General features: G+C 48.6%; 26 protein-coding genes. 14 read left to right on the top strand and 12 right to left on the bottom strand.

Annotated elements, in window-relative coordinates; translation table 11 throughout:
- Nucleotide 1: 1 nt before the first annotated feature.
- On the bottom strand, nt 2–1,333 hold the full coding sequence (locus tag Z948_RS0107420; protein WP_025058934.1) for a FliI/YscN family ATPase: 1,332 nt from the start codon (nt 1,331–1,333) through the stop codon (nt 2–4).
- An 81-nt stretch (nt 1,334–1,414) separates the two neighbouring features.
- Here Z948_RS0107420 and Z948_RS0107415 point away from each other — a divergent pair, with 81 nt between their 5' ends.
- Genes Z948_RS0107415 through Z948_RS0107375 form a run of 9 tightly spaced genes read left to right on the top strand, consistent with a single transcriptional unit; the run spans nt 1,415 to nt 6,072 of the window.
- Complete coding sequence (locus Z948_RS0107415; protein WP_025058933.1) at nt 1,415–1,801, top strand: FlgB family protein; 387 nt, start codon at nt 1,415–1,417, stop codon at nt 1,799–1,801.
- Between the two features lie 11 nt (nt 1,802–1,812).
- Nucleotides 1,813–2,205, top strand: a complete 393-nt coding sequence (gene flgC, locus Z948_RS0107410; protein ID WP_025058932.1) for a flagellar basal body rod protein FlgC — start codon at nt 1,813–1,815, stop codon at nt 2,203–2,205.
- A 45-nt stretch (nt 2,206–2,250) separates the two neighbouring features.
- On the top strand, nt 2,251–2,541 hold the full coding sequence (fliE, locus tag Z948_RS0107405) for a flagellar hook-basal body complex protein FliE (protein ID WP_025058931.1): 291 nt from the start codon (nt 2,251–2,253) through the stop codon (nt 2,539–2,541).
- A 2-nt stretch (nt 2,542–2,543) separates the two neighbouring features.
- Nucleotides 2,544–2,810, top strand: a complete 267-nt coding sequence (locus Z948_RS0107400) for a flagellar biosynthetic protein FliQ (RefSeq protein WP_425427115.1) — start codon at nt 2,544–2,546, stop codon at nt 2,808–2,810.
- A gap of 2 nt (nt 2,811–2,812) precedes the next feature.
- Nucleotides 2,813–3,532: a flagellar hook-basal body complex protein gene (locus Z948_RS0107395; protein ID WP_025058929.1), complete on the top strand. Its 720-nt coding sequence runs from the start codon at nt 2,813–2,815 to the stop codon at nt 3,530–3,532.
- Nucleotides 3,533–3,544: 12 nt separating this feature from the next.
- Nucleotides 3,545–4,330 (top strand): flagellar basal-body rod protein FlgG, encoded by a 786-nt coding sequence (gene flgG, locus Z948_RS0107390; protein ID WP_025058928.1) that lies wholly within the window; start codon nt 3,545–3,547, stop codon nt 4,328–4,330.
- A complete protein-coding gene (flgA, locus tag Z948_RS0107385) occupies nt 4,330–4,749 on the top strand; it encodes a flagellar basal body P-ring formation chaperone FlgA (protein ID WP_025058927.1) in 420 nt (139 codons plus the stop codon). The genes flgG and flgA overlap by 1 nt, the downstream gene beginning before the upstream one ends.
- 3 nt (nt 4,750–4,752) lie before the next feature.
- Nucleotides 4,753–5,487, top strand: a complete 735-nt coding sequence (gene flgH, locus Z948_RS0107380; protein WP_025058926.1) for a flagellar basal body L-ring protein FlgH — start codon at nt 4,753–4,755, stop codon at nt 5,485–5,487.
- Nucleotides 5,488–5,499: 12 nt separating this feature from the next.
- Entirely contained in the window at nt 5,500–6,072 is a 573-nt protein-coding gene (locus Z948_RS0107375; protein ID WP_025058925.1) for a flagellar basal body-associated FliL family protein, read from the top strand.
- On the opposite strand, the gene Z948_RS0107370 is transcribed toward Z948_RS0107375, so the two are convergent.
- The 10 genes from Z948_RS0107370 to Z948_RS0107325 all read right to left on the bottom strand — a co-directional run bounded on the left by Z948_RS0107370 (nt 6,069) and on the right by Z948_RS0107325 (nt 15,927).
- Nucleotides 6,069–6,482 (bottom strand): hypothetical protein, encoded by a 414-nt coding sequence (locus tag Z948_RS0107370; RefSeq protein WP_025058924.1) that lies wholly within the window; start codon nt 6,480–6,482, stop codon nt 6,069–6,071. The genes Z948_RS0107375 and Z948_RS0107370 overlap by 4 nt on opposite strands.
- Nucleotides 6,479–7,564, bottom strand: coding sequence for an EscU/YscU/HrcU family type III secretion system export apparatus switch protein (locus tag Z948_RS0107365; protein WP_025058923.1), 1,086 nt, complete (start codon nt 7,562–7,564; stop codon nt 6,479–6,481). The genes Z948_RS0107370 and Z948_RS0107365 overlap by 4 nt, the downstream gene beginning before the upstream one ends.
- Nucleotides 7,561–8,325 (bottom strand): flagellar biosynthetic protein FliR, encoded by a 765-nt coding sequence (locus Z948_RS0107360; protein WP_025058922.1) that lies wholly within the window; start codon nt 8,323–8,325, stop codon nt 7,561–7,563. The genes Z948_RS0107365 and Z948_RS0107360 overlap by 4 nt, the downstream gene beginning before the upstream one ends.
- Nucleotides 8,322–10,400 carry a flagellar biosynthesis protein FlhA gene (gene flhA, locus Z948_RS0107355; protein ID WP_025058921.1) on the bottom strand — a complete coding sequence of 693 codons (2,079 nt, stop codon included), beginning with the start codon at nt 10,398–10,400 and terminating at the stop codon, nt 8,322–8,324. The genes Z948_RS0107360 and flhA overlap by 4 nt, the downstream gene beginning before the upstream one ends.
- Nucleotides 10,401–11,003, bottom strand: coding sequence for a hypothetical protein (locus tag Z948_RS0107350; RefSeq protein WP_156023457.1), 603 nt, complete (start codon nt 11,001–11,003; stop codon nt 10,401–10,403).
- 185 nt (nt 11,004–11,188) lie between these two features.
- Nucleotides 11,189–13,453, bottom strand: a complete 2,265-nt coding sequence (locus Z948_RS0107345; RefSeq protein ID WP_025058919.1) for a hypothetical protein — start codon at nt 13,451–13,453, stop codon at nt 11,189–11,191.
- A complete protein-coding gene (motA, locus tag Z948_RS0107340) occupies nt 13,450–14,319 on the bottom strand; it encodes a flagellar motor stator protein MotA (protein ID WP_025058918.1) in 870 nt (289 codons plus the stop codon). Before motA ends, Z948_RS0107345 begins: the two co-directional genes overlap by 4 nt.
- Before the next feature lie 65 nt (nt 14,320–14,384).
- Nucleotides 14,385–15,035, bottom strand: coding sequence for a MotE family protein (locus Z948_RS0107335; protein WP_025058917.1), 651 nt, complete (start codon nt 15,033–15,035; stop codon nt 14,385–14,387).
- The gene (locus tag Z948_RS0107330; RefSeq protein ID WP_025058916.1) at nt 15,032–15,427 is read right to left on the bottom strand and encodes a hypothetical protein; all 396 of its coding nucleotides are present in this window, start codon (nt 15,425–15,427) and stop codon (nt 15,032–15,034) included. Before Z948_RS0107330 ends, Z948_RS0107335 begins: the two co-directional genes overlap by 4 nt.
- A gap of 11 nt (nt 15,428–15,438) precedes the next feature.
- The gene (locus tag Z948_RS0107325; protein ID WP_025058915.1) at nt 15,439–15,927 is read right to left on the bottom strand and encodes a flagellar basal body-associated FliL family protein; all 489 of its coding nucleotides are present in this window, start codon (nt 15,925–15,927) and stop codon (nt 15,439–15,441) included.
- Between the two features lie 123 nt (nt 15,928–16,050).
- On the opposite strand from Z948_RS0107325, the gene fliF reads away from it, so the two are divergent.
- The 5 genes from fliF to Z948_RS0107300 all read left to right on the top strand — a co-directional run bounded on the left by fliF (nt 16,051) and on the right by Z948_RS0107300 (nt 20,077).
- Nucleotides 16,051–17,679, top strand: a complete 1,629-nt coding sequence (fliF, locus tag Z948_RS0107320) for a flagellar basal-body MS-ring/collar protein FliF (protein ID WP_025058914.1) — start codon at nt 16,051–16,053, stop codon at nt 17,677–17,679.
- Entirely contained in the window at nt 17,676–18,263 is a 588-nt protein-coding gene (locus Z948_RS0107315) for a FliH/SctL family protein (RefSeq protein WP_025058913.1), read from the top strand. The genes fliF and Z948_RS0107315 overlap by 4 nt, the downstream gene beginning before the upstream one ends.
- Nucleotides 18,264–18,274: 11 nt before the next feature.
- Nucleotides 18,275–18,559: a FliM/FliN family flagellar motor switch protein gene (locus tag Z948_RS0107310; protein ID WP_025058912.1), complete on the top strand. Its 285-nt coding sequence runs from the start codon at nt 18,275–18,277 to the stop codon at nt 18,557–18,559.
- Complete coding sequence (gene fliP / locus Z948_RS0107305; RefSeq protein ID WP_025058911.1) at nt 18,559–19,293, top strand: flagellar type III secretion system pore protein FliP; 735 nt, start codon at nt 18,559–18,561, stop codon at nt 19,291–19,293. The genes Z948_RS0107310 and fliP overlap by 1 nt, the downstream gene beginning before the upstream one ends.
- A gap of 121 nt (nt 19,294–19,414) precedes the next feature.
- Nucleotides 19,415–20,077, top strand: coding sequence for a hypothetical protein (locus Z948_RS0107300; protein WP_025058910.1), 663 nt, complete (start codon nt 19,415–19,417; stop codon nt 20,075–20,077).
- A gap of 5 nt (nt 20,078–20,082) precedes the next feature.
- Here the strand turns inward: Z948_RS0107300 and Z948_RS0107295 are convergent, their stop codons facing one another.
- On the bottom strand, nt 20,083–21,147 hold the full coding sequence (locus Z948_RS0107295) for a flagellar basal body P-ring protein FlgI (protein ID WP_425427149.1): 1,065 nt from the start codon (nt 21,145–21,147) through the stop codon (nt 20,083–20,085).
- Nucleotides 21,148–21,178: the final 31 nt, after the last annotated feature.

Genomic DNA, 21,178 nt, shown 5'->3' with positions numbered 1-21,178 from the left:
CTTAGCTAATACCTGCCCTTCGAAGAACCAGTTCTAATTGGCTAAAGCTGCGCTGTGGATCATCCGGTTCGGTTTTGGCCAAGAAGGATTCGATTTCCGGATAAAGTTTTATGGCTTTATCGATCTCCGGATCGGTTCCATTCGAATACAATCCAGCTGTAATCATCATCGAGTTAGCGTCGTACAACCCTAACATTTTTCGTGTTAACGAGAGGAGCTTGTTCTCTCTTTCAGTTGCAGCTGCGGGGAGGCTTCGGGAAACGGAGCGTAAGACGTCGATAGCTGGAAATCGCCCGCGCTCAGCAATGGATCTGTCCAGCACGATGTGCCCGTCCAGTACGCCGCGTAAAATATCTGCTACCGGTTCATCCATATCTGACCCCGCTACCAATACGCTGAAAATGGCAGTTATGTCTCCTTGGTTATCTGCTCCAGGGCCAGCTCGTTCGCATAGGGAGGTTATCAAGTGAGTTGTAGACGGTGGAAACCCGCGCAACACAGGTGCTTCTCCGGCGGCAACGGCGACTTCCCTATGTGCTTCGGCAAAACGGGTAATCGAATCGGCCAGAAATAAAACCGAATGACCTAAATCTCGGTAATGTTCAGCAACGGCCATTGCGGTCCATGCACAACGTCTACGTAACAGGGGCGATTGATCCGAGGTGGCAGCCACAACTACGGCACGTGCAAGTCCATCTGGGCCGAGAACTTCTTCAATAAAATGACGCAATTCCCTTCCGCGTTCGCCAATCATGGCAATCACGACAATATCCGCCGTCATGTGCCGCGCGAATTGCCCTAGCAGAGTCGATTTGCCCACACCGGAGCCGGCAAATAGACCTACCCTCTGCCCTTCGACTAAAGGTAATATTGTATTTGTTACGTTTAAACCCGTGCTCAATCGTTGACCAAACGGACGCCTTTGGGCGGCTTTCGGAGGTGGCGCAAGAAGAGCACGTGCAGTGGGACCACGCAGCAATGGTTTACCGTCCAAGGGCAGGCCAGAGGGGTCAATGATTCTCCCAAGCCATTGATAGGAAGGGGCAATCAAAGCCGTGGATAGCAATGTAACAGGATCATTCAGACTGACCCCTTCTGGTGGAGCCTCGGCCAACATAACAAGAGAATCCTCGAGAATTTGGACAACTTCCCCACGCAAGGGGGCGCCACGTTTGCGATAGACCTGCAAGGTATCGCCGATAGACGCTTTATCGGTGAGGCCCGAAATATGCAGGGCCGCTCCGTCAGCGCGGGATATCCGACCTACAGGGCGAACGGGCTCTTGTTCCGCGATATGGGCGACGAGTCCTTCGATGAGAGATGCATCTTTCATGGCGTTCCTTTCTGGGCTGCTCACTGTTTCTAAAGGAATCACCCTTAAGCCTTCATTGAAATCACAGCTGGGAGAATCCCGATGTTCGAAAATTTGACAGTTTTTAAGACAGCCTCGGCAATGGCTAGACATGCTGGGCAAAGTCAGGCGCTGATCGCGCAAAATGTAGCGAACGCAAATACGCCAAACTACGTCGGTAGGCAGGTCGCCCCGTTTGCATCTTTGTATGCTCCTTCCGAAGGGGGCACGACACAGCGTGCGACTAGGGGCGGGCACTTGAACGGAAGCGTTGAAGGCCAAGAGTGGGCGAAAACGGAAATCCGTAACGGCGAAAACCCCAACCAAAATACCATTTCATTAGAAGCAGAGCTGTTGAGATCGGCCGAAGCAAAAACAGATCATGATCGCGCTCTCGCAATCTACAAATCCGCTTTGGACGTGCTCCGCATGGCTGTTCGGACAAATTAGGAGAGAGTTTTATGAGCGATTTTTCATCAGCACGATCCGTTTCCGCCAGCGGTATGCAAGCACAAGCGCAGCGTCTGCGCCATCTATCCGAGAATATTTCCAATGCAGATACGCCTGGTTACCGAAGAAAACTAATCTCCTTTGAGACCGCCCTTGGGCAAGGAGACGATATCTCTTCTGTGAGAGTGAGCCGTGTAAAATTGGATCAACGAAAGCTGTCTGAAATCTATGATCCTTCACATCCGCTGGCTGATGAAATGGGCAACTATTCAGGCTCTAACGTTGAGATATTGATCGAATTGGCAGACGCAAGAGAAGCTCAGCGGAGTTACGAAGCTAACCTGAAAATGTTTGATCAGGCTCGACAGATGTCGACCAGCCTGATGCAGCTTTTGCGAAGTTAAAACGCAAAAAAATTATCTGAAATTTAATCGCAAAGGAGTTCCAGAATGGAATTGAAATCACTTTCCGCAGTCCAGAACTATACATCAGCAAAATCGGCGACTACGCCGGCAGAAACCGATGGAGGAATGGCCAGCACGCTAAAAGGGGTGGCAGGCGATTTCGCGGCCACCTTGGCAAAATCGGAACAAGTCGCCCAATCGACGATGATGGGGTCGGCCGACCCGCATGCTTTGGTTCAGGCACTTGCCCAAACCGAACTGGCAGTGGAAACGGCAGTTAGCGTTCGGAACAAAGTCGTGGAAGCCTATCAAGAGATTCTGAGGATGCCCGTCTAATTATGGATGACTTGGTGTTTTTTGACACTATGCGGCAAGGCATTTGGGTAGCGTTTATCATCTCTCTGCCAATCCTTATCGCAGCACTCGTTTCGGGGGTGTCAATCGGATTGGTTCAAGCTCTGACGTCTGTGCAAGAGATGACACTAACGTTTGTACCAAAACTAGCAGCCATTGGCGTGGTGTTTTGGATGTCGATGAATTTCATGACGAACACGCTTGTCGCCTTTTTTCACAGTCAAATTATCCCACTCATCATCGGAGGATAAAGATGGAAAGTACTGGTTATATCACCCTGACGCGTCAGGCTGGCCTGAAACGCGAAATGCAGGTCGTGGCAAATAATATCGCTAACTCGAGTACGACAGGCTTTCGTGCAGAAGGCGTTATCTTTTCGGAATATGTAAAATCCGTTGATGGAGGTCCGTCGCTATCGATGGGCCAAGGGAATGTCGGGAAAACTTCCTTTGAACAGGGGGGGCTTGAGCAGACCAATGGCACTTTCGATTTTGCAATTGAAGGCGATGGCTATTTTGTCGTTCAGACTCCATTAGGGGATCGTCTCACACGGGCAGGTTCATTTTCTCCAAATGCCGCAGGAGAGCTGGTGACCCCGGATGGTTTCCCTGTCCTCGATAATGGCCGTGCACCGTTGTTCATTCCTGCAGGGGCGGGCACCCTTTCGGTTTCTGCCGATGGAACATTGAGCATGGATGGGAACCCTTTAGGCCAAATGGCGATTGTTCGGCCCCTCGCACCAAATGAAATGGTTCGCGAGGACGGTGTGATGTTTCGTGCAGATGCAGGAGATGAGCCGGCAGAGGAGGCCCGTGTTTTACAAGGCTTCACTGAAGGATCCAATGTTAACCCACTGCTGGAACTGTCTCGATTGATCGAAGTGCAGCGAGCCTATGAAATGGGTCAAAGCTTTTTGAAAACAGAAGATGAGCGCGTTCGCGCGGCTGTCAAAACCCTAACCGAGACTAATTAAAGGAGAGAGCCCATGCGAGCCCTCAAAATTGCAGCAACCGGAATGAGCGCCCAGCAAATGCGGGTTGAAACCATTTCGAACAACCTCGCGAATATGAGCACAACTGGCTATAATGCGCGACGTGCCGAATTTGCTGATCTTCACTATCAACAAATGGCGCGTGCAGGATCAGTTAACGCTTCAGATGGGACAGTTCTTCCAACTGGTGTTCAGATCGGCCTTGGCGTTCGTCCCGCCGCCGTGAGCTTGCACCTTCAGCAAGGGTCCCTTTCCGCAACACAAGGTGATCTAGATGTCGCTATCGATGGCCAGGGTTATCTGGAAGTGACATTGCCCAGTGGTCAAACCGCCTATACTCGCGACGGGGGGCTTAAACGAACAGGCGATGGCTTGATTGTTACCTCTGATGGATTCCCAGTCGGGCCGGAGATTACCGTACCTGCTGATGCGCAAAGTATTTCAATTAATGCAGATGGTGAAGTTTACGCATATTTTGATGAGGCTACAGAAGGGCAATTGCTTGGTCAATTTACTCTATCAGGGTTCACTAATTCCAAAGGCCTTGAAGCGATCGGCAGTAACATGTTTCTCGAAACAGAAGCATCCGGTCCGGCGCTTGTCTCTACCCCTGGTCAAGATGGTTTAGGAACCTTGAGGCAAGGGTATCTCGAGGACAGCTCTGTTGATGCGGTTCAGGAAATAACCGAACTGATTGCGGCACAGCGGGGTTATGAGATGAACGCAAAAGTAATCTCGGCTGTCGACCAGATGATGAGTGCTACGACGCAGGTGCGCTGATGCGGAGTATTGCAATAGTTTCAGCAACGGTTTTGGCATTTCCTGCGTTTTCCGACACGGTTGTTTCTGCGCGAACAATTCGGCCAAATCAGATTATTATGGAAACAGATGTGGTCCTTGCCGCGGGAAATTTGTCATCGGGGTTTTCAAGGCTGTTTGATGTTGTCGGTCAGGAAGCACGTGTCGCATTATATGCAGGCCGGCCAATTTTAGTGGGCGATATTGGCCCACCTGCGGTGATTTCCCGAAACCAGATTATTGACCTTCGATATAACGCAAATGGCATAACGATCACGACCGAAGGGAGAGCTTTGGAAAGAGGCGCTATCGGTGATCGCATTCGAGTTATGAATCTTGGTTCTAGAGCTACGATATTCGGCCAAATTCTGGGCGATGGAACCATAGAAGTTAGGAATTAACCTATGAATTTGACGTTGAAATTTCTGGGCCTATCGGCATTGACGGCCGTACTCGGGTGCGCACGCTCTGACCATATTGGTTCCCCTCCTAGCTTCACGCCTGCTCAAGAAGCGCCCGAAGCAAGAGCGATGATCGACCCTGGCCTACCCGCAGTGATTGAGGACAAGCGGCCGGTTGATGCCGCCTCTCTTTGGTCTCCATCCAGAGTTTCACTGCTGGGGGATCGGCGTGCGGTTGTTAGAGGGGACATTTTGACGGTCGTGATTGAAATTGACGAACAAGCCGAGATATCAAACTCATCTGACCGGAGTAGATCCGGAAGTGAAAACTTGAGCGTTCCTGGGCTATTTGGATTGCCTCAACGACTAAATCAAAAGCTACCTGACGGCGCGTCTTCGGATGAATTAGTAGGCATAAATTCGCAAAGCAGCTCATCTGGAGACGGTTCCGTTAAGCGGCAAGAAAAGCTTGAGTTACGGATTGCGGCTACTGTGATCGATGTCTTGCCAAATGGCGTGCTGTCAATTTCCGGTAGCCAAGAATTGCGCGTGAACTTCGAGCTTAGGGAGCTGCTTGTTACTGGATTTGTACGGCCTGAAGATGTCTCGCGTCAGAACGAAATTACATATGACAAAATAGCGTCTGCTCGGGTTTCTTACGGCGGTAGAGGGCAAATTACAGACGTTCAACAACCGCGTGTAGGCCAGCAAGTTTTAGATGCTGTCCTCCCGTTTTAGTCAGGAAAAAACATGAAAAAACTGTTACCTCTTATTTTGCTTTTCGTGGGTGTTGGTGCAGGAGTGGGTGCTGGCGTTTTTCTAAGGCCTGAAGCCAAGATTGAAGAGGCAAATGTAACTGATGCATCTGGTGAACACGCCGAGAAGGAGGATGGGCACACCGAAAAAGGAGAAGGAGACGAGCATGCCGAACACAGTGAGAAAGATGACACCCAAAGTGACGAAGATCATGGATCCGACGATCACTCCGATGAAGAAGGAAGCGAGTTTGTAAAACTGAATAACCAGTTCGTCGTGCCAATTGTCTCAGGCGGGAAAGTGACTTCATTAGTTGTCATGGCGTTGAGTATCGAAGTTACCGCAGGAGAAACCGACACGGTGTATCTACGAGAACCCAAAGTACGAGACAGCTTCCTACAAGTACTTTTCGATCATGCGAATATTGGCGGGTTCGACGGGAATTTCACGGATGCTCAAGTTCTGAAACCTTTGCGAGGTGCCTTAAAAGAGGTTGCAAAGAAAGATCTTGGTAAGAAGGTTGTCAAAGATGTCCTGATAATAGAGATCGCACGACAAGATTACTAAAGGCGCTTTATTAAGTGATTTGAAATGGTGCGATCCAGTTGGATCTGCGCCATTTTTTGCTTTTCGCCTTTCTTTAGCTTTTCAGACAGCCCCTGAGTCACCAGAACCTTACCGTAGGCCTGTCTGATCTGGTCGATATGGAGCTCTTTCAACGCCAGAAATTGCGCAAGCTCCATGTTCAACTCCTTCTTTTTCTTCCCAACCCAGGCTTCCCAAATCACATCGGCCCCAATCGCCTGTAGTGATCGGTCACTATTTGTTCGGCTATTGGCCAATTGATCGTCAAGCTTATGCAATGCGTTCTTAAGCCTGTTTTCATGAGCAACCAAGCGAGCAAAGCTTTCTTGTTGTTGCTGATACTTAATATCAACCAACGTCTGCATTTTAGAAATTTCTGATGTTTGCTTCATATTGTTCCTTTGGCCCGTCGTCGCATGTCTTCTGCAAATCGGATGGCTACTGCGACAGCTGCATAATCTTCGTGACGAATTTGTTCACCGATTTCAATTGCAGCATGTAGTGCACGTGCAGTGGGAGGGTCAGAATGAATTGGTACTCCCGCTTCTGCGGCCAGCCGCCGAATGGTTGCTGCAATTTCGTCGACGCCTTTGGCAACACAAGTCGGGGCTGCACCAGATTGACGATCCCATTTGAGGGCGACAGCGTAGTGGGTTGGGTTAACGATGATGACATCAGCAGCCGGTACGTCTTTCATCATTTGACTCTGGGACGCGAGGAGCGCGCGTTGGCGCCTCTCTTGTTTCATATGTGGATCGCCTTCATTATTCTTGGCCTCATCGGTCATCTCTTTTCGAGACATCTTGTTTTTTCGCATGTGAGAAGCATGTTGCCATAGGGCGTCGACCCCACCAATCGCCCCAGAAACCAGGACAACGACGCCAAGAAATGTGATGCAAATATTCGCAAGTAACATGATCGAAGCTTGGGGAGTGGTCTGGAGAGATGCCACCATTTCAGAAAGCCAAACCTGAATGAAAAGAGCGAGGCAAATAGAAAAAATTATGAGTTTGATGAAGCTTTTAAAAAATTCGAAAAGCCCATCACGGCCAAATTTGTTCTTAGCGTTAGATAGCACCGAGATTCTATTGAGCTTGGGCTGAAGTTTGTTGGGGGCAAAGACCCAAGCATTTTGAGCAAACATTGCCAAAATAACTGCGATGGCAGGCAGCAAAAACAGAGGAACTAATGCCCAAGCAATTGCACGGAGAATTTTGTTAACAGAACCATTGGTTCCGTCACTGATGAACATATTTGCCAATGAATCAGGCTGGTCAATAAATATCATTAATGCCGAACCAGCCTCTCGAAGTGCGCTGGAACCAACAGTGGAAAAGGCGATAAATAGTCCAAAGTAAGCACTGGCTGTTAGCAAATCATTGGATTTTGCGATGTCGCCCTTTTTGCGCGCCTCGAGTAGCTTTTGGGGAGAGGCGTCAAAACTCTTATCTGAGGGATCTTCACCGTCGCTCATGGGACAGGGGCCATTGGATTAGCGATGAACGAATTCAGCATTTCAAGCCAGGTGGAAAGCAAAATTGGGGCGGAAAGCACGAGGAGTAAAAGGCCACCAGCTGTAATGAGTGGCGCCCCCACAAAAGCAACCATAAGCTGTGGCATCGCTTTGTTTATCACGCCAAGCGCGACATTATATAAAACAGAGAGGATCACAAAAGGAGCAGCCAAAGTGAACGCGAGAGAGAAAGCTCGTCTAATTTGGTCAACGCCCCAATCAGATACATCTGTACCACTTGCTAAGGCACCCATTGGTAGCATTTGATAAGAATGGATCAGCATTTCGATGACCCGAAGATGAAGCCCTGCCATCGTAGCAAGAGCCAACCCACCCATCACCAAAATATGAGCTATCGCGGGGACAGGTTCCGCAACGGATCCACCTAATATTTGAGACAAAGATGTGGATTGGGCTGCTATCGAGCCTGCAGTTTGTAACGCTAGGATGAATAATCGAACCCCTATTCCCAAGATAAGGCCGGCGATGGCTTCGACAAAAATAATCCAAAAAAGGTGGTCGGAAAAAATGGGGCTAGCTACTGCTGGAGATACCATAATCGTGAAAGACATTGCGATTCCAAGCTTTACGCGAGCGGGTACCGTTTGCTCTCCAAAAGCCGGTAAAATACTGACCATTGCGCTAACACGGACAAAAACTGCAAAGTTCAACCAAAACATGGCGTTCACTTGTAGGGTTAGGAAATTCAGAAGGTCGTTCACGCGGGTACTACGCCAACAAGCGATGGCTGCGCATCGAGCCCGATTTCTTCGAACGATAACACTGGAGAGTTAATTCCTTTTGCCCGCATGACGGTATGTACAAAACGTCGCCGATGAGTGTTGGTCACAACAACGGGGTAAATCCCATTTTTGTTAGCTTCGTTAACTTTTTGGGATACGCCGTCTGCAAGCAAGTTAAACAGGTCAGGCGGTAGGGCGACGTCTATTCCTTTGTTGGCTTCAACTTGATAACCGCTAAAGGCCTCTTCCCATTCGGGAGCCAGTTGCACCAAAGGCAGTGTTCCATCAACGCGGCGCATTTCTGCAACCAGTTGAAAACCAAGACGTTGACGAACATGTTCACAAATTGCCTCAGGTTGTGAGTTTTGCCCCCGCGCTTCGGCGGTGGCTTCTAGGATCAGCGGCAAATTTCGAATGGAAACTTGTTCGGCCAGCAAAAGCCGGAGAACAGAAAGGAGCACATCAACAGGTATTTTGTCAGGGATCAATTCGTCTAGAAGTTTACGGTTGGCTTCTGCTCTGCTGGCGGATGAAATATTTACCATTTCTTCCAACAAGCGCCTGAGGGATTTCAATGTCAGGAGCCGCGGTAAGTTTCGTTTTACAACCTCTAAGAGATGGGTGGCTAAGATCTCTCCGGGTGTTACTAAAGTAATACCGGCGACAGCGGCATTTTCTTGTTCTTTTGAGTTTATCCAACGTGCAGGGGCGCCATAAACGGGCTCAACGGTGTCTATTCCAGAAGGCATAACTTCGGGATTTTCAGGTGAGAGGGCCAATATTTGGTGGGGGTTTATTTCAGCCCGAGCTTGTTCAACGCCCTGTACCTTCAAGACATAGGTTCCCGGGCCAAGCGCAGCGTTATCTGTTAGTCGAATTTCAGGTAAGATTATGCCAAAAGCGGAAGCAACGTGGGTTCGCATGTTCACGATGCGGGCATCTAACCCTGTGCCAGGGTCCAGAACCATGCTGACTAGATCGGGCGCGAATTCAACATGAATATCATCCAGTTCTAGAATATCCCCCAAAGGTTTTTCTTTCGGTAAGGTTTCGGCTTCCACTTCATCAGTTTCGGTGTCACCCTGTGGAGGCCTTCGGTAGATTTGGTATGAAATGAACCCGAGTCCTAAAGCGCCTGCCATAAAGGGCGCAAAAGGAAGGCCTGGTACCACCGCAAAGAGAGCCATCAAGCAAGCCACCGTAGCTAATGCTGCGGGGTGTTTTCCTAGTTGCGAGAAAATTGCTAAATCGACCGACCCTTGCGCGCCGCCTCGCGCTAAAAGTAACGCTGAAGCAATTGATATGATCACGGCAGGGATTTGTGAAACGAGACCATCACCAACGGTCAAAATAGCATAAGTTTCAAACGCTGAACCGATCGGCATGCCGTGGATAAGTGTGCCCATAATAAGGCCGGCGACTAGATTCATTAAAGTAATGAGAAGGCCCGCTATTGCGTCACCCTTCACGAATTTTGAAGCACCATCAAGCGAACCGAAGAATGTTGTTTCTTGTTGCTCGCGTGCGCGGCGTTCTTTAGCTTCTTCATGTCCGATTGCACCTGCGGACATATCGGCATCAATTGCCATTTGTTTTCCTGGCATGCCATCCAACGCAAAACGTGCGCCTACTTCGGCCATTCGTGTTGCGCCTTTATTGATAACCATGAAATTTACGATCAATAGGACGCAAAAAACAACCAGCCCTAAAAAGACCGACCCCCCCATGACGAATTGCGCAAACCCTTGGATAACTTCGCCGGCGGCATCTGTTCCTGTGTGACCTTGCCCAATAATGAGCTTTGTTGATGAAACGTTGAGTGACAAACGTAACATCAATGAAGCAAGTAGAATTGTTGGGAAGGCTGAAAAATCGAGAGGCCGGTCAATGAACAATGTTACCGTGAAAATCAATATCGCCAGTGCAAAAGATACAGCAAGGCCAGTATCGAGAATCCACGCAGGTACTGGTAAGATCATCATCACAATGATGGTCATCAAAGCTACTGCTAGAAGAACAGTTGGCTGATAGAGGGCGCGTACTGAAAACACCATTTAATTCTTCTTTTTCGATGAAGAGAGAGACCCTGATGGCCTTGTCTCTGGGATTAAAACGCCGAGGTTGAATTTGCTCTTGGTTCCTTGAAACAAGGAGAAAGTGCTAACTCGGGCTCCGGTCGGGTCATTTTTAGTTTGCGGATAATGAGGCTGCAGATCGACTGAAACCAAGGAGCCTAGAACCCTTTGAAACCCCGCCTTACTCAGGCTGGTTTGTTTTTGTGCCCGAGATAATTTCGAACCCGCTGGTACCGCCCAATCTCTAAACCTTGGATGCAATTCGTGCAGGGAATTTGCAGCATATCCTGTGTTGAGTGCTGGGGAGAATATTTCCTCAACTGATTGAAAGGTGAGACCTTGCCAACGGCAGTTGGCCCGGAAGGCGTCTATAAAATCATTACGCGGTTCATAATTTAAGCAATTGAAATGAAGAATTGTTTCGTGGCCTTGAGAGCGGAACCAAAACCCTTGGGCTTCCATGGTTTTGGTCAAGGTCATTAAGTCGAGCTGAGCGATTTTGTTTCGTACGGCTGTGATCTTTGTGAATAATCTTGAAATGGAAGAGGGAGCCCCAATTCCTTTTGAGGTCTGTATAGCCATAGTATGGAAAGTCGAATCTGTATCAACGCTAGCCAGGGTTTCCCTTGGGCAAAAACCCAAGGATACTAGAGGACAAAGAAAAAGCCATTTCATTTGTATTCCGCACCTAATTTACCGCGATTCTCGCATGTTTTAGGTTAATTGCAGGAAGTTTATTTTTCGTCACCAGATTGCTTATTTGCTCCTTAGTCAGCAGGAACTTGAAGGCTGGGCTCTCCAAGCATTTGTTCCAAAGCCTTGCGCGCAGTATTACTTTCTTCGACCGCTAGGTTAGCGGTAGATAACGGGCCTAACGCAGAGCTGTCCGTTGGAAGGTTTGTTTGAGACAACGTCGCAACGGAAGCCAAAGGTTTTGAAATAACCGTATTTAGGGAATCCCATTCGCTTGAAAGCCACGCGGCTCGTTCGGCCTCTGCATCAGCATTGTTTTCTGCAAAAATTTGAGACGCCTCTAAAAACTCTCCTCTCATTTCTTTCGTTTGCGCAATGAGTAGGGCTGCTTCGGGAGTTGTGATCCCTTTCAACTCGGCTTGCGCCCTGGCCGGTTGGTTTAATGCAATGGCTGCACGCGCTAATAAAATGCTGTGATGTTCAGAGGTTTCTAAAGATGTTAGGTTGTCCAAAGTTTTTTGCACTTCCAAAGGGAATCCTAAATCCATTAGTCTACTTGCGACAAGATACTTGGCTTTAGTAGAGAGAGTCTCAAGTGATCGCTTCTCCATATTGAAGACTTCTTCTAGAAACTGGATGTCGGATCCATTTGTTGTCAGTTGAAGGACTATTGTTTGATATAATTCTTGAGATGCTTTTGGCGAAAGGGAAGGAGAAAGAACCTTGAATTTCTCAAGCGCCTTTTCAAAGAGATTGGTTTTGCTTAGCGCAATAATTTGTGTCTCTAAAAGTTGATTCCCGAGTTCCGTGCCTCGTAATTCTTGAGCGTAAGCGTCGACTAGCTTAGCTGTTTCCACAGAAACTGGTTCATCTCGTGCTTGTTTTTCTTTAACCAGCTTTACCAATGCTTCGGCGGATTGGGGGCTGTTAGTTTCTATGACTTCTTCTAACAGTGGGGCTGATGGAGTGCCTGCAGCTGTTGCAAGATGGGCTTGAGCTAGCCGAGCTGGGGCATCCAATTTATCTGTAATTCTCTCGATGCTTCGGATTGCGGCTTCGGCTCCAGACTTATCGCCGTATTCAAGCAATTTGGTGCTGAGAGCTGGAGCTAGAACTTTTCGGAGATGACTAGGTAACCGGTTTAATGCAAGAAGCGCGGATTCAGTGTCAAACAGGATGTTTTGAGGAATTTCTGGAACACTAAGAGCAGCCCATAGCGCTACATTGGAATCGCACTCGAAGTGTTGAGTAAACGAGCTACCTCCAATTTGGGTGCCATGTTCCAGTATCGTTGCTAATGCAACTAAATTGGGGCGTTTATTTTTTAGCGCAGAATCTAAATTGAGGACTGCCAACGCCTCAGCGCCAAAGCCCCAGTAAATGTATAATTTGGAGAGAGTTTCGGCAGCTTCGGCATTCATTTTGTCTCGAGAGTTAGACAGGGCATTCCGGGCTGGCCCAATCTGGGCTGAAAAGCTTTGTTCAGTTCCCCAGTTTTCAACTTCGAAAGTGTGGTCTGCTGGGCATTCCACTCCTGCAATAGAGTTTAAGAAAGCAGTACCTTCTGAGTTGAACTGTCGGTCCATGCTGTCTGATACACGAACGTTGTTCGTTTTTGTGTCCAACTGAAGCGGAGGTTCATCAGCTTTGGAACTCTCGGGCTCTATTTGGCCCACTTCTTCTTGCCCGATGGATGGCAGTTGATTGTGGTTCAAAAGGCCCGAGGTTGCGGCTTGAGAAAACTCTTTTACCAACTCACTTTGCATTTCCAAAAGTAACTCTGCCCGCTCAATATTACCTTCATCAGTGGTTTCGGCTAATTGTTGTCTCTGGGTTAAATTGTTGTGGTCGAGAAGGGTATTCGGCAGGGGTTTAGGCTTGATCCATGGCAGCACAACTTTCGTTGCTTCCGCACGTACCTGTGGTCGAATTGCCTGTAGCTGATCCGGATTGTTGCTGCGCTCTAGGGGCGGTCCGGAAAGAGGCGTCCCCTTATCTGCGACATCTATTACGAGAAGGTCGCCGCTTCTGAAGATTGTGGAAGAACAGGCGCAGTTTAAAGATAGAATGAGACGGCTTTCATTTGCTTGAATTTCAGAGATTCTTAATCTGAGCATCCGCTTGAAGACATCAGAAATGTCAAAACCGCCATTATACTCAAGTAGCTCCAGTTCGATCCCTTGATCAGTCTGCTTTCCGGCCCATTTTTGCTCTAAGGGGACAGGAAGGGTGATCCGGCTGAAAGTTGGGTGGTCGCCAGAGCGTAGAGGAAGTTGCTTTGCTTCAACGAAGGTCCCCCAAAAGGAGCAGTATAAGACGAGTAGCCAGATATTTTTCATGCTGCGTTCTGCTTTAGTGCTTTGAGGGCTTCTTCAAGGTCGCCATAGCTGGGGCGGCAATGGGACGGGGTGTTTTGTCTACCTACTTCAATGCAGATATTGGTTGCATGATTGTGAAGGTTTGCGACGAGAACTTCCCGGATAAGTTGGTAAAAGTGGGCTTCGTCATTGGTGACATCCCCTACTTTTGCAGCAAACGGCCCAACTAACCCATAGGCCAAAAATACGCCCAAGAAGGTGCCAACGAGTGCGCCACCGATCAGTTTACCCAACACCTCCGGAGGTTGGTCAATAGAAGCCATCGTTTTGATAACACCAAGAACCGCCGCAACGATCCCTAGGGCGGGCAGGCCATCCGCAACAACCTGCAAGGCGTGACTGGAGTGTAAAGCGTGCTCGCGGTTTGCATCCATTCTTTTGTCCAGAATCTCTTCTACCTGATGGGGGTCGTCATAGTTCATTGAAGCAGACCGCATGGTGTCACAGATTAAGGCAATTGCTTCTTTGTCCTTAAGAATTTTTGGGTAGTTCGTAAAAATTGACGATTCATCAGGCGCCTCAATATGCTCTTCGATGGCGACTGGGTTCTGGCGAGCCAATCTGATCAGCTCGAAAAGAAGGCAAAGCAAATCTTGATAGTCCTGATGCTTCCATTTCGGACCCTTGAAGACTTTTCCCATATCTTTAAGCGTATGCTTAATGCCTGCTCCATCATTGCTGATAAAAAAAGCACCGACAGCTGCGCCACAGATCATCATCATCTCAAACGGTAGAGCTTTTAAAATGATGCCCATCTTACCGCCGGCGAGCAGGTAGCCGCCAAAAACCATGACAAAAATTGTGACAATTCCGATGATACCTATCATGTGTAACCCCTATATTCGACTAGATGTAATATCGCTGAAGCAAGTTAAAAAATCCTCTGTAAGGACTAGTCTTTAGGGACTTCGGCATTGCGGCCCGCCAAAATGACACTGATGGAATAAGCGGCTTTCGGAGATAGCCCAGCCATCAACTGAGCTGCAGCATCAGGACGCATACGACCAACAAAACCCGCGGCGAAATTTGCCTCCATCTCCTCAAAAAGAATGGCAGCATCTTTGGGCTTCATGCTTTCGTACACCGCTGTAAGCTTTAGTAGATCTTTCTCTGAAGCTTCGTCCGCAAGAGAGAGAGTTGCCCGCAAATTCTGTTCAGTTTCCGACAGTGCTTTCAGCCTTTTTTCAATTTCGATATCGGCGACGGCCAAGGCCTTTTTTCTAAGTTCAAGTTGGCGTTCGCGTTTCAAAACTAGGGCTTCTCGTTCTTGTAGAGCCTTAAGTAAGGCAGAAACGTCACTCGGACTTTCTGTTTTTGAGCCGGGATTCAATTCGTTGGGCTTCTCAGTCTCCACCTCTTTTTCGGTGGTCTCGGCTGCCGGGCTTGCAAGGGCGGCAGTCGGCAGCTGCCCTTCTTTTGCAAACGCGCTACTTGCAGTTGAGAGGACTCTTATCGACGCGGATCCTAAAAGGAGCGCAGAGATTATCATCACCGAACCCCGCCCCGCGGTAGGCATCATTTTTTTCAGGCTAAAAAGTTTCATGCTCTATCTTCCGGCTGATGGTTCTGAGTTCTACGCGCAAACATTGGCGCCGCTGTTTGTGGTAGCGTGGAGAGTTTCTGTGGTTCTGTTGGTTTCTGGGCGTTTTCTGCTGGAAGATCGTGTAAAGAGGCCATCTGGAGTTCTAACTGGCGAGATATGTCTTCAGCACGTTTGGCCAAACTGGTTAGTGTTTCAGCGGATTCTCCAGCTACTTTCTGAGCTGTTTCCATCGTGCGGTTCAGATCATCTACTTGTGCGGAAAGAACGGCGACAGCCCCTCCCACACCTGATTCTAAATCGTTGAACCGGTTCAGTCTCCGCCCCAAGACAATGCAGTATAGCCCTGCGCCTATCGCGCCAGCGGCCAACAAAATGTCTGCAATAAAATTCATCACATGCTCCTTTAAGTCAGCACAAATTCCATAATCAACAGGTCGTTCACGTGGCCTTCACCAGTTACGATCTGTACCCGCCGTAGCATTTGGGCCCGCAATCGGGTTAACGCTGCTTGGCTTTCGAAATCGGTAACCTCGAGCGCGCGAAGATAGCTGTTCAAAACATCAACAACGCGAGGCATCACCTTTGTAACGTTTTCCTTATGGCCATTGGGTACCTCGAGCTGAGCGCGAAATCTTAAAAACCGATCTTGGGGTGTCGCGTTTATCGAAATTGTCATCTGATCCATTTCGATAAAGGCGATATCACCATAGGGGTCTTTTACCTCTTCCTGAGCGACTTCGGTCTCCGCCTCGGAGCCTCCAAGAATCATGCCTGACCAGGCTGCAAAAAAGCCACCACCGCCACCAACCAGTGCTAGGGAAAGCCCAATAATCATGGGCATTTTTGATTTTTTGGGTGGGTCTGTTTCTTCGGTGGGTTCTTCTTGTGCCATAGTAACCAAGTCCTCTGCTTTCCAATATGATATAGACGCGATTGCACTAACGGGTTGTTAAGCTCGTTGAGTCATTTCTAGTCCCAGAAGCCGAGCAGAACGTTCGGTGTGACGGAGGCAGTTGTGCAGCAATACCTAAATGTCTGGTTGAATCTTGGGCTGAAACGCCAACTCATCGTAATCGCAACGACCGGTGCAATGTTCTTTGCGATTCTTACGATGGCTAGGATGACCACCGCGCCTAGTATGACTTTGCTTTATGCTGGTCTGGAAAGTAGCGCCGCTGGTGACGTGGTTCGTTCCTTGGAACAACGGGGAGTCGTGTTCGAGGTACGAGGTGGCTCGATTTACGTTGATAATAAGGAGCGTGATCAGTTGCGCCTTACTTTGGCAAGTGAGGGATTGCCCGCGAACGGAAATCGTGGATATGAATTATTAGACCAATTGACGGGGTTTGGCACGACGAGCCAGATGTTTGATGCGGCATATTGGCGGGCGAAAGAAGGTGAGCTTGCAAGAACAATTGTTGCGAATCCTGCCATCGCAATGGCGCGGGTCCATATTGCAAGCACAGGGTCCAACCCCTTTCAGCGGGGCGTAACTCCCAAAGCGTCAGTTTCCCTTACACCTAATGGTGGGGGTATCTCTCCTGCTCAAGGTAAGGCGGTCCGTTTTCTGGTTGCATCAGCAGTTGCGGGGCTGGCACCGGAAGATGTCGCTGTTATCGATGCGAATGGTTCCTTGATTGGCGCGACTGAAGAAACAGCACCAACTGTCGGTGGAGATGACAAAGCCAAAGTTCTGCGAGATCGCGTGCAGCGTTTGCTAGAGGCGCGGGTTGGATTTGGTAACGCTGTGGTTGAAGTCAGCGTTGATACAGTGACGGAAAGCGAAGCTATCCGAGAACATCGTTTTGATCCGGAAGGCCGAGTCGCCATTAGTAGTGATACTGAAGAAAGGACAAACACGGCTGAAGGAACAGGCGGTGGTGATGTCACTGTGGCGAGTAATCTCCCAGATCAAGGTGGAGATGGAGGGGGGGATAAATCATCTTCCCAAAATAGTGAGACGCGAGAGCGTATCAATTATGAGGTTTCTGAAACCGAGCGAGAGATTATCCGCGCGCCAGGTGCGATAAAGCGATTGTCTGTTGCAGTGTTAGTCAACGAGACAACGGCCTTGAATGATGCGGGCCAGCAAGTTTCGCAACCCCGAGATCCTGAGGAAATGGAAGCGTTGCGAGAACTCGTTTCGTCGGCTGTTGGGTTTGATGAGGAACGCGGCGATATCATCACTCTAAAATCGATGGCTCTTCAAAGCGTAGCCCCTTCCGGGACGGCCGCTAGCACGTCACTTATGGACCAGTTTGACTTGGATTTACTCTCGGCGATTCAGATGGTCGTCCTTGCCGTTGTCACATTGATTTTGGGCTTGTTCGTCATTCGACCAGTTTTGAGCCGAGATATTTCAGGGGTCCCAGCGCTTGATGATTCTTTGGCTGGCGCATCTTTTCAGCCAGAGAGATCTGTTCAGTCGGGTGAGAATAATTTGCCTGCCGTTCTAGAGGCCGAAGTTCTTGAAAATGGTGTTTCACTTCCATCTCAAGGAGCGGTCGTTCAGCAACCGGTGGCAGGAGAGGAAGAGACCACCCTTGAAGATCCAGTCGCTCGATTGAGAAACATGATAGGTGATCGTCAAGATGAGACCGTCGAAATTTTACGTGGATGGCTTGAAGATAAGGAAAAAGCATGAGTTCAATCGCTCATCGATATACTAGTTTCTCATCCTTTGATCAGGGTGGGGCGCAGGTTAGTGAAGTCGCAATAGAAAAAATGGAAGAGGACAAACTCCAAGCTTACGAAGAGGGGTATCAGGCTGGATGGACAGATGCAGAAACAAATCAGAACTCTGAACAAAAAGCTATTCGGAACGAAGTTCTTCAAGCGATTCGAGATCTTTCATTTACCCAAAATGATGCGATTTCTCAGGTGCAAAAAGACCTTGCAGCCCTCTTCGAACAGCTGACGGCAAAACTACTTCCTGAAACGATCGATGCCGTGCTGAGGGCGCACGTGATAGAGCAATTGACGGAACTTTCATCAAAGCAGATTCGGTCTCCATTCACCTTGCGGACCTCTCCGGCCAACCAGATGGCATTGCAAGAGCTGTTGAATGAAGCAGAGGAGGATTTGTCGGTGGCGTTGATAGCCGACGATACTCTTAGCACCCATCAGCTGTTTGTCTCGCATGACGTCATTGAACGCGAGATAAACCTCGATTCGGTTTGTCAGGAAATTGTTGCAGCGATGAATGCGTTCAACTTTCACAGCCAATAGGAGAAACCTAAATGACTGATAAATTAAGCTTAGCAACGGACACGACAAACCCTTTCACTTCAGTACCTATTGAAGTGACCGTTTGTGTAGGGAAAGCACGACCACTTGTCCGCGATTTGGTTGCGTTAGGCGAAAACTCCGTTTTGACCTTAGATCGCCGTGTCGATGATCTTGTTGAACTCTTCGTAAGTGACAAATTAATTGCAAGAGGCGTTCTTGAAGAGGCAGAAGGAGACGCAAGTGGACAACTTTTGGTTCGTTTGACCGAGGTTGTTGAAATGCAGCAAAGCTCCTGATGATACTTCGTTTGATATTTGGGTTTAGTTTCGCAGTCGCGTTATTAAACCCTAGCCTTTCGGCTGCTCAAGAATTGTCCATTTCTTTGGGGGATGAAGGTTCGATTTCAGCGAGAACAGTTCAGCTTTTCGCGCTTGTCACAGTGCTAAGCCTCGTCCCAGGGCTAGCGATAATGGTGACGTGTTTTCCGTTTTTAGTTACTGTCCTATCAATACTTAGGCAGGCAATAGGATTGCAACAATCTCCCCCAAACATGTTGATCGTGAGTTTGGCACTTTTTCTTACTTATTTCATTATGGAACCGGTTTTTACGACGGCATGGGTTGATGGCGTTGGCCCTCTAACCCGTAATGAAATAGATGTTGAGCGCGCGTTTTCTTTGGCATTAGAACCGTTCCGATCATTTATGGCAGGTCGATTAGATCCAGATACATTCTATGCAATGGCCGAGTTGCGACCTGACATTGAAGCAGTAGATCCAACACCTGATGCGCCTCTTTCAGTTTTAGTACCCAGCTTTATGTTATCCGAAATTTCGCGGGCATTTCAGATTGGGTTTCTAATTTATCTTCCGTTTTTGATTATCGATCTAGTTGTTGCGGCGATCCTAATGTCGATGGGGATGATGATGGTTCCACCTGCAGTGGTTGCTCTGCCGTTTAAATTGGCCTTTTTTGTTGTGGCAGACGGATGGGCGCTTATCGCAGGCAGTCTTGTGCGAAGTTACTTTTAAAAACACCCAAAAATTGGGTTTCAATCCTAATTATTTTGGGCCACCCAGTTAACCCCCTCAACACTCTCTCCTCATATTACTGTACCTTGTTACCAGGGGTGGTAAGAGGAGGAGTGGTGAGATGGGATCAAATTTCAGAGGACTGCGGTGGCTAGCAGCGTTAGGTTGGCAACCCAAACTCGAAAACGCGTTTCGTTTGGTTTCCCGAAACATAGATATTTTCGCAGGAATCTGGTTGCTCGATTCTGCGGTGTTTTTGTTATACGTATACGCCCGTTTGGCCGCTGCTATTTTGCCGCTGTCCTTAGGATTGGTTGGGCGCCGGGTTTTTCCGCAACTAAAAAAGCTAACCATGCAAAATGACTACCTTCAATTTCAATCCGCGGCCGCACGAGTGAACTTGGCGTTCTTAATGGTCTCCGGAGGGGTAGCTATGCTGGTTCTAACAATCGCTCCAGAGCTTAACTTTAGCCAAACTGGTGAATTTAAGGAGGTGCTGGTCTGGTTGTTGCTTGCTCAGTCGACCCCAATCTTATTTGGAGCGACTCCCATTCTGATGCGCGCAGTGGGAAGGGAAACCTTCTATGAAGTGTTATTAGGAATTTCAGCAGCGTTCTTTTTGGCAGCTACTTTAATCTTGAACACGCATGAGGGAGTTTCAATAGCACAGATATACGCAACATCTCAATTGACTGTCGCGGCAGCTTCGGCGTTGTTATTAACCCAATATGGTATCTGGCCAGGTTTAACAGCGTTGTTCCACAAGCGAATAAAACTGCTTTGATACCATCACCGCACAATGAATTCCGCGTGCAATGCGCCGGCTGCTTTTACGCTTTTTAGAATGTCGATCATGTCTCGTGGGGAAACCCCTAATGCATTTAGACCAGCAATCACTTGAGAAAGGGAGGCTCCCGTTGGAATTTCTGCCAGCCCGATGCCAGGTTCTTCTTCGATAGCGGCTCGTGTGCGCGGAACAACGACTGTCGTCCCTTCGGCGAATGGATTTGGCTGCGCGACTAAAGGTTCTTCTTGAATGCGCAGTGTTAGGTTGCCCTGACTTACTGCTACTCTGGAAATACGAACATCTTCACCCATAACGATAGTTCCCGAGCGTTGGTCTACGACGACTCTGGCTTTTCGTTCTGGCTCTACTTCGATATTTTCAATCCGTCCCAAAATATGTGCTACAGAACGCATTTTGGTCGCGGGAACGTTCAACATTACAGTGCCACTATCAAGCATGAGAGCAACACTGCGCCCAAAATCTTTGTTAATTGCGCGCTCGATTCGGCCCGCAGTTGTAAAATCCGCTTCTCGCAAAGCAAGACGAAGATCGTTTAAGGAGCTGAGTTGAAATTCTATTTCTCGCTCTACTCTTGCTCCGGATGGTATGGTTCCCGAAGTAGGCACACCTTGTGTTACCTGTCCACCATCACCTTCGGCCGTCGCGCCGCCCGCAATTATTGTACCCTGAGCAACTGCATAAATGTCGCCATCGGCTGCGTTCAAGGGAGTCATGATTAGCGTACCGCCCAAAAGGCTTTTTGCATCGCCAATTGCAGATACTGTTACGTCTATCTGGCCACCGGCACGGGCAAATGGGGGGAGGGTTGCGGTCACCAAAACGGCCGCAACATTTTTGGGCCTGAATTGTTCGCCCGTTACATTTACACCTAGGCGTTCCAAAATATTGGTCATGATATCTTCGGTGAATGGTGCATTTCGCAGACCATCGCCGGAACCATCCAGCCCCACTACCAACCCATATCCAACCAGATCGTTCCCTCGGACACCGTCAAAATTCACAAGATCTTTTAGACGTACCGGACTAGCGACAGATGAGCTGGCCATTGTCACAAACAGACTTAAACACAAAACGATC

The sequence above is a fragment of the Sulfitobacter donghicola DSW-25 = KCTC 12864 = JCM 14565 genome, assembly GCF_000622405.1.
GTDB lineage: Bacteria > Pseudomonadota > Alphaproteobacteria > Rhodobacterales > Rhodobacteraceae > Sulfitobacter > Sulfitobacter donghicola.
Note: the sequence above shows the minus strand (reverse complement) of the source record. Positions and strands in the feature narration are given on the sequence as shown.